We start from the raw sequence: 8,895 nt of genomic DNA, 5'->3' as shown, positions 1-8,895 counted from the left end.
ATTTTTATTTCAAAAAAATGAAAAATTTGTAAATGTCGCTTGTATCGAGGATTAGAAGCATGCTATTAAAAACAGTAATACATTATGTATAAATAAGATGTTAAATTTACTGGCAAATAAGTAAAGTATTCATATAAATATAGCTAACCTAATATAGATTTACTGAAGCAAATTTATGATTATATTAAGTAATTTGAGTTGTTATGCTGTATTCGGTATTGAACTAGAGTTTTACATTGAAGGAATAGAAAAAGAATACTTATTTCTGAATAGCATCAAAAATAAAATAGCATCTCTTGAATTTTCTTGCGAGAAGGAGAATTCTACACATCAGTATGAGATAAAAAGTGGTTGTTATACGAACTCCTACAATTTAATTAAGCATTTTGAGTTAGCAAAACAATCACTTACTGAAACAGCACAAAAACTAGGTGGGAATGTTTCTTTTAAAGCAAAGCCTTATTTGGATAGAGCAGGCAGTGCATTAAATGTGCATGTTAATCTCGTGAATTCAAATAACGGTAACTTATTTTATATCAATGAGCAAAAGTACAGTGACTATCTGATTCATAGTATTGGTGGATTATGTGCAATGATGAAAAAACATATGTTGTTTTTTGCTCCAAATGATGATTCATATTTAAGATTTCAGTATCCGGATATTCACACTCCAACTACGATTAGTTGGGGAGTAAATAACAGAACTGCTGCGATAAGAATTCCCTATTTTGGCAACGATTTCAAAAGATGCCGCCTAGAGCACCGCGTTCCCGGAGCAGATTGTGACCTTGAAAAAGTACTCACAGCAATAATTGAAGGTATGGTTTTTGGTATAGAGAACAAAATTGCTCCGCCAAATAGGGTCTACGGCATTGCATCTGATCCTCAATATGAGATGGAGAGGTTAATATAACAACTATCTATCAAATCCTAATCCGTTAAACCCCTTTTGGGTAATTGGCTGTTTTAGCATTTTTTTTACATCATTATCTACATTTTTGCACTGTAATAGCAAGTCTAAAGCAGATAGTTTCTGCGTGCTTTTAGATTCAAGCTCTAGATTGCTTAACACTTGCCCAGGAAGTGGATTACCAGGCACATCCATGTGCTCAGGAAGAGGTTTCATCTGATCCTTTATAGAGCTAGAGTTATTTTGTGTAAGAGTTTTATCATTTAGCATGCTAAGAATAATTTCCTCAGGCACTACCATAGTTTTTGTATAATCAACAGGATTACTATTTTCAGCATCTATAGTCACATGAATTGGTTCGCCAAACGCATTTATAGGACCACCAAGTGATCCTTTCTCCATGCGTTCTTGTGCTCTTTTCCTTATTATTTCTTCTTCTAACTCAGTTTCAGTTCTTTCTGGTTCTTTTGCGGTATCTTTTTCTTCACCTTCATCAACACTGCTATACCCTTCATCTTCTGAAACTTTCTCTCCTGAAACACCAGTAATTTCAGGCTGTTCTTTTTTAGTTCTTATTTTATGAATCAGCGAAAGTAATAAGTAAGTAACTGCAGCAGCAGAAACGATAATGGCTATCTTTGCGGCAATGTGGATTGCTGTTAAAAATATTAAAGCTGATAAAGCTCCAGCTAATCCAGACACAATAACTTTATTTTTGCCTTTTGTTATATTTAGAATTGCCACCATAATAACCTCTCAAATACTGTTCTAGAATTATTATACAGGAATTTTCTTATACTTGCAATTTTGCGAAAATTTTAATTATTTGCATAAAGTTTTAAAGCTACACAAGGATTAATTAATATGCAATGTATCTCGACTATAATATTGTACAAACACACATATTCAGCTAACATTCAACATGCAGAGCTTACTCATAGAGCGAAACAGGGCGGTGGTATTATTACTTATAGTAATTTTTATCTTCGGTTCATACGTTTATGTAAAAATGCCAAGGGAAAGCAATCCTGATATACAGATTCCTATAATCAGCGTGTTTGTTGGACTTCCTGGGATTTCTGCTCAAGATAGTGAAAAGCTATTAGTGCTTCCTATAGAAAATGAACTAAGATCCATCGAAGGTGTAAGAGAATTGAGAGCTTTTGCAACTAATGATGGTGCTCACATGATACTCGAATTTGGAACAGAGTATGATAATAAAGAAGTGCTCGATAATGTTCGTTCAAAGCTTTCAAACATAAAATCGAAGTTACCTGTTGAAGCGGAATCTCCGATAATCAATGAAATAAACTTGAGCTTATTTCCGATACTCAATGTCGGCTTAATTGGTAATTTGCCAGAAAGAGCCTTAACTGAAATAGCACGCAAGCTAAAGAAAGAAATAGAATCTCTGCCAAATGTTCTCAAAGTTGAAGTGGCAGGTATGCGTAAAGAAACAGTGGAAGTGATAGTTGAGCCCACAGTTCTAACAAAATATAACATTCAATCAAACGAAATATTCCAAGCTATATCAAGCAATAACAGACTAGTGGGAGCTGGGTCACTGGAAAATGATACCGGTAAATATTCGATTAAAATATCAGGGTTATTAAAAGATATAGAAGATATTATGAATATTCCTATTAGATCTCAAGGCGATGCAGTTTTGAGAATCAAAGATATAGCAAAAGTATACCCTAGGTTTGAGGATCACCAAGGATTTGCTCGCATTAATGGATTACCTAGTGTCATGCTAGAAATTTCAAAACGTAACGGAAAAAACATAATAGACACAGTAAATCAAGTAAAATACTTAATGGATAAGGCAAAAGATCAATTACCTGAAAATTTAAAAGTGGTGTACTTAAACGACCAGTCAAAAAACGTCCGCGATGTGCTTGATGACTTGGAAAACGGCATAATATTTGCTGTGTTGTTAATATTGATCATAATGATGCTTTCTATGGGAACAAGGATTGCTATTCTTGTGGCACTCTCGATACCCGGTTCCTTTCTCATTGGGATAATAGCTCTTTACTTTATGGGTATAACCTTAAATATCGTTGTGCTCTTCAGTTTAATTATGGCTGTTGGCATGCTGGTTGATGATGCAATTGTGATCAGCGAATATGCCGATAGAAAGATGATCTGCGGAATGAACAAAGTAGAAGCTTTTTACACTTCAGTTCGTGATATGTTTTATCCGGTTCTATCATCAACGTTAACTAAATTAGCAGTGTTTTTTTCTCTATTATTCTGGCCTGATACTGTTGGTAAATTCATGCAGTACATACCAATTACAATAATCCTAACTTTGACTGGATCGCTCATTATGGCTTTGGTTTTTATACCAACACTTGGTGCAATATTTGGTAAGCCTTCGATAACTTCAAAAAAAGAAATAAAAAAAATGAGTGCTATAGAAAGTGGTGAAATAAAAAATGCTGGGCCTATAATAAGAGCTTACGTACGCATGCTAGAGAAGGTTTTGGATCATCCTAAAAAATTCGTATGTGCTACTGTATTCGTTTTGTTTTCATTTAGTGTGCTGTACTTTACTTTTGGTCCTGGAGTAAAGTTTTTTCCGAAAGTGGATTCAGATAATATTTTAATCAGTGTTAAAGCAAAAGAAAGCTTATCAGCCAAAGAACGAGATCTGATACTCAAAGAAGTGGAAGAACGCATTTTGAGCATTGAAAAAGAAATTCATGTTTCTTATGCTAGATCAGGAGCATTTTCAGACAACGTTATCGCCAGAATACAACTAGAACTTATGGATTGGCGCTTCAGGCGCAAAGCTAAGCACATACTAAATGATATAAGGAGCAGTGTGCAAGACATGAAAGGAATAATAATTAATGTTCAAGAGGAAAAGCCAGGACCGTCGGCTGACAAGCCAATACAAATTAACCTCAGCGGGAGTGTATCCAGTTTGAATTTAGCAGCAGAGAAAATTCTAGAAATTATGAACCAACCTTCATCCGGGTTTATAAATATTCAAGATAGCAGATCAGCACCTGAAATAGAGTGGAATATGAGTGTTGATAAGAATAAGGCTACAAGCTCTGAAGTAAGTGTTGCAACCATTGGCGATTTTATAAAGATGGTTACAAATGGAGTGTTGATTGGAAAATATAGACCAAATAACACGGATGAAGAAATCGATATTGTACTCCGTTTCCCTGGAAAGGATCGCAACATGAAGACTATAGACAATCTTTTTATCAATACAGTTAATGGCCCGTATCCTATGAGCAATATAGTAAAATATGCTCCCGAAAAAAAGGTAAACAAACTAAACAGGATTGATGGATTACGCACAGTGACAATCTCTGCTGACGTTGATACTGGCTATCTTGTTGATGAAAGAGTAAAGTTCATTCAGAATTCTATTGCCCAGGATTGGGACAAGGGAGTAAAAATTGATTTTAAAGGCGACAAAGAAGATCAACAAAAATCAGGAGCATTTTTGTTAAAGGCTTTTATATTAGCGATTACACTAATGATATTGGTATTAGTGACACAGTTTAATAATGTATACCATACATTTATCGTAATGACAGCAGTGTTTTTATCCACAACATGTGTGTTTTTTGTTTTCTTTCTTATCCAACAAGTTTTCGTAGTTGTTATGTGTGGAGTGGGGATAATTGCTTTGGCGGGAATTATAGTAAATAATAACATACTATTGCTTGATGCCTTTCATCACCAAATTAAGGTACACAAAAATGACATCAAGCGATGTGTAATAAACGCTGCAATTTCTCGCGTTAGGCCAATATTGCTTACCGTTGCAACCACAGTTCTTGGTTTAATACCGATGATTACCAGGTTAAATATCAATTTTTTTACGCTACAAATCACATATGATGCTCCATCAAGCCAGTGGTGGGTTGACATTTCAACAACCATAGCAAGTGGAATATTGGCTGCAACGGTTTTAACTTTATTCTTTACTCCTGCGTTGCTTGTTATACAAAAACATGAAAAAACTTGACTTAAATTAGCAATCATTTAACATTTAAGATAGTGTTCTTTGCCCGTTGGAGCTATAATTATAACTAATTACATTGGATTTATTTATTATGATTGCTAATCGTAAAAGCAGTGTTAAGCAGAAAAGTAACAAGAATAACATAGTTGGAAGCCTTGATGTAATAAAAACAGCAGGAGAGCTTTCACTTCAAAAAGGTTTAGATTTTGATGTTGTAATAAAGGCACTAGAAAGTGCTATAGAAGCAGTGGCTCATCAAAAATATGGTAGCAAAAGTAAAATTGTAGTTGATATAGATAGAAACACAGGCAAAGTTACTTCATATAGAAAACTAAAAGTTATTGATGATGAATCAAATGAAAAAGAGAATACTGAGTGTGAATCAATTACGCTTACACAAGCTAAATTAATAAAAGGAGATGCAAAAGTTGGAGATACTGTTAGTGAATTGCTCTCTCTTAACACTGATCTTGCTTCAGCAAGAATTGCCCAGCAAACGATTGCTCAAATAATTAAAGATGAAGAGTCAAAAAAGCAATATGAGGAATTTAAAGATAAAGTGGGAGAAATAAGGTATGGTATTGTTAAACAAGTAGAATATTCAGATCTTATTATAGACATAAATGGCACTAGGGCATATCTTCCATTGCGAAATTTAACTGGTGGTGAATCATTTCGTGAAGGTGATAAGGTTAAAGCTTACATACAGACTGTTAAGCGTTCTGATGATGGACGTCAAATTATTCTTTCTAGGACTCATGAAGGCTTTTTGGAGGCATTATTAAATCAAGAAATACCAGAAATTGCTGACGGATTAGTGACAATTAAAGGTATAGCTAGAGATGCTGGTTCAAGGTCTAAGGTTGCCGTTTTCTCTCCCGACAAGAACATTGATCCAGTAGGTGCTTGTGTTGGAGTTAAGGGAGATAGAATAAAAACTATTATACACGAATTAAATGGTGAAAAAATTGACGTTATAAATTACTCCTCAGATTTGGGTCAATTTGTTATCAAAGCCATTACTCCTGCAGAAGTATCGAAGGTTATTATTGATGAAAATGAAAATTGCATAGAGTTAATAGTTGCTGAAGATCAATTGAGTTTAGCTATAGGAAAAAAGGGCCAGAATGTAAGATTAGCTTCAGAGCTTGTTGGATGGAAAATTGAGATATTAAGCACTCAGCAAGAATCAGAAAGGCGAAGTAAAGAACTTAGTCAATGTTCAGCTTTATTTGCTGAAGCTTTAAACTTAGAAGAGATTATGGGTCAGCTATTGGTAACAGAAGGTTTTTCAAGTGTAGAAGACATATCTAGCGCTTCAATTAAAGAGCTTGCTTCAATAGAGGGCTTTAATGAAGATATTGCAAACGAACTTCACAATAGAGCAAATAAGTACCTGAAAGCAGAAAATGATAGAAAAATAGAAGAGCTAAAAAGTTTAGGTATGGAGGATGATGTAATCAATTTAACTTTATCAATAGACAATAAAATTGCTCTTAGTAAGCATGATATTAAGACTTTAGAGGACATAGCAGATTTATCAAGTTATGAGTTTTGCAGCATACTCTCTTCCTCATCCGATAGCAAAGAAGATCTAAAAGATATAGTAGATTCAATAATCATAGAAGCACGTAAAAAGCTTGGATTAATATAATAAAATAATATGAATAATGAAGATATCAGTGATAAAAAATTAACGCTCCAAGGTTTAAGCAAGCTTAAATTAGACCTCAATTTAAACTCTTCAGCTAGCCCAAGTACTGGAGCTACAGTAGTAAAAAAAAGAAGAAAAAAATCTCATGATGCAGAAGAACATAATTTATTTGACGAGAGTAAATTAGGTTCTTTAACAGAGAAAGAACAAATTTTTCGCATTAATGCTGTGCAGAATGCTGCTTTGCTGAAAGAAAGAAATCAGAGAGAAGAAAAAGAGAAAACAGCAAAAGAAGACAGCAATAAAGAGACTGACGAGAAAAATGAAGCGGACGCTTTATCTAAGGAAATAAATAAGCAAGTTTTAAGTAATACCCACTTAGTTGAACCAAAAGAAGATAGTATTGACCATGAGGACAACGATAAAAAGTCTTTTAAAGTCAACAAAGATATATATTCTAAGCATTCTAAACTGGTAATTGCACAGGCAATAGATGAAAAAACTGAACAACCCCCTGTATTTAAGCAAAGGTTTGGTATAAGAGGTAGAAAGTCAAAGTTTACTAAGGGTAAAAATATATCAAGAGAAGTTATTATACCAGACAAAATAACTATCAGGGAGTTATCTATTCGCATGGCAGAAGATAGCAAGAGTGTGCTAAAAATGTTCAAAGAAGAAGTCGGTGAGAGTTATAGAGTAGATGATCTGGTGGATCCAGATATAGCATGTGAAATAGTGGAAAAATTTAATCATACGGCTAAACGAGTGAGCGATGCCAACAAAGAAAAGGATTTATTTTTTATAGAAGGCAGAGAAAGCCTGCCTAAAAAACCTAAACCACCAATCGTCACTTTTATGGGACACGTCGATCATGGTAAAACCTCATTGCTCGATGCATTTCGTGAATCTAATGTTGCAGAAAGAGAGTCAGGTGGCATAACTCAACACATAGGTGCTTATCAAATAATAACAAAAGATAAGCAAAAAATTACTTTCATTGATACACCAGGACATGAAGCGTTCACTGCGATGCGTGCATGTGGTGCCAATATTACTAATATAGTTGTAATAGTAGTTGCAGCTGACGATGGAATCATGAAACAAACAGTTGAAGCAATAAATCATGCAAAAGCAGCAAATGTTTCCATTATAGTTGCTATTAATAAAATTGATAAATCTGAGCCTGGTGATGTAGAAAAAATAATTAATAGTTTGCCTCAATATGATCTCATCCCTGAAGGGCTTGGTGGTGATGTTATGATTGTGCCAGTATCAGCAAAAAAGAAAACTAATTTAGATAAACTAGAAGAGACGATTTTGTTAATCGCTGAATTAATGAAGCTAGAAGCAATAGAAGATTGTCGAGCACTTGGATGGGTAATAGAATCCAAAATAGATAAAGCGAAAGGAATATCAGCCACATTGATAGTTGAGGAAGGAACGTTAAAGGTTGGTGATATATTGGTAGTTGGTACAACATACAGCAAAGTACGTAGTATGGTTAATCACCTCGGTCAAAGAGAAAAAGCAGCACTACCCTCCGCTCCAATTGAAATTACTGGTCTAAATGGTGTGCCAAATGCTGGAGATAAATTTGTTGTTATAAATTCTGAAAAGCAGGCGCGTGAAATTGTTGAATACAGGCTAGAGTTAATCAAGAAAAAGAAAGAAGATTTGGGCGACAATAATTTAGATATATTCAGTCGTAATAACAGCGAAACAGAAGAACTATCTGTAGTTTTAAAGTGCGATGTAACTGGTTCTATTGAAGCAATATCAAGTTCAATTGATAAACTCGGTAAAGACCAAGTGAAATTAAATATCCTACACAAAGCAGTAGGAGGGATAACAGATTCAGATGTGCTGCTTGCAGAAGCATCAAGTGCAGTAATTTTAGCTTTTAATGTAAAAGTGGACTCAAAAATAAGGGACTTGGCAAAACAAAAAGGTATAGAAATACATACTTATAACATAATATACGAGCTCATTGACGACATGAGAATGTATTTAACTAAAATGTTAAAGCCTGTTACACGAGAGGTTCGTGTTGGCTTTGCATCTGTGAGGCAAATATTTAACGTATCTAAAGCTGGTAATATCATTGGATGTTATGTAAGTGATGGAGTCATAAGAAAAGATTCTTTAATTAAGGTAATGCGTGGTGGCAAATTGGTGCATGAAGGAAAGTTAAAAGCACTACGTAGATTTAAAGATGATGTTAAAGAAGTAGGTGTAAACTTTGAATGCGGAGTATCACTAGAGGGTAATATCGATATTAAAGTTGGAGATATTTTAGAAGCTTATCAATTAGTGCAAGAAGAAAGGGTATTATAGTAG

Annotated in this window: 5 protein-coding genes; 4 read left to right on the top strand and 1 reads right to left on the bottom strand. The window is 34.3% G+C overall.

Going from position 1 to position 8,895, the window contains the following annotated elements; all coding sequences use genetic code 11:
- Positions 1-175: 175 nt before the first annotated feature.
- Complete coding sequence (locus EA652_RS06835; RefSeq protein ID WP_006280263.1) at positions 176-913, top strand: type I glutamate--ammonia ligase; 738 nt, start codon at positions 176-178, stop codon at positions 911-913.
- A gap of 3 nt (positions 914-916) precedes the next feature.
- Here EA652_RS06835 and EA652_RS06830 read toward each other — a convergent pair whose 3' ends face one another.
- Positions 917-1,657 carry a hypothetical protein gene (locus tag EA652_RS06830; protein ID WP_006280262.1) on the bottom strand — a complete coding sequence of 247 codons (741 nt, stop codon included), beginning with the start codon at positions 1,655-1,657 and terminating at the stop codon, positions 917-919.
- Between the two features lie 175 nt (positions 1,658-1,832).
- Here EA652_RS06830 and EA652_RS06825 point away from each other — a divergent pair, with 175 nt between their 5' ends.
- From EA652_RS06825 to infB, 3 genes are all read left to right on the top strand, one after another.
- The gene (locus tag EA652_RS06825; RefSeq protein WP_007548685.1) at positions 1,833-4,907 is read left to right on the top strand and encodes an efflux RND transporter permease subunit; all 3,075 of its coding nucleotides are present in this window, start codon (positions 1,833-1,835) and stop codon (positions 4,905-4,907) included.
- A gap of 88 nt (positions 4,908-4,995) precedes the next feature.
- A complete protein-coding gene (gene nusA / locus EA652_RS06820) occupies positions 4,996-6,558 on the top strand; it encodes a transcription termination factor NusA (protein WP_006280282.1) in 1,563 nt (520 codons plus the stop codon).
- Between the two features lie 9 nt (positions 6,559-6,567).
- Positions 6,568-8,892, top strand: coding sequence for a translation initiation factor IF-2 (gene infB / locus EA652_RS06815; RefSeq protein ID WP_007548684.1), 2,325 nt, complete (start codon positions 6,568-6,570; stop codon positions 8,890-8,892).
- Positions 8,893-8,895: the final 3 nt, after the last annotated feature.

The sequence above is a fragment of the Wolbachia endosymbiont of Drosophila ananassae genome (assembly GCF_008033215.1).
In the GTDB taxonomy this organism is placed as follows: domain Bacteria; phylum Pseudomonadota; class Alphaproteobacteria; order Rickettsiales; family Anaplasmataceae; genus Wolbachia; species Wolbachia pipientis.
Note: the sequence above shows the minus strand (reverse complement) of the source record. Positions and strands in the feature narration are given on the sequence as shown.

Coding starts and splice junctions, on each gene's coding strand:
- EA652_RS06835 (WP_006280263.1), top strand. CDS start 176: ATGATTATATTAAGTAATTTGAGTTGTTATGCTGTATTCGGTATTGAA.
- EA652_RS06830 (WP_006280262.1), bottom strand. CDS start 1,657: ATGGTGGCAATTCTAAATATAACAAAAGGCAAAAATAAAGTTATTGTG.
- EA652_RS06825 (WP_007548685.1), top strand. CDS start 1,833: ATGCAGAGCTTACTCATAGAGCGAAACAGGGCGGTGGTATTATTACTT.
- nusA (WP_006280282.1), top strand. CDS start 4,996: ATGATTGCTAATCGTAAAAGCAGTGTTAAGCAGAAAAGTAACAAGAAT.
- infB (WP_007548684.1), top strand. CDS start 6,568: ATGAATAATGAAGATATCAGTGATAAAAAATTAACGCTCCAAGGTTTA.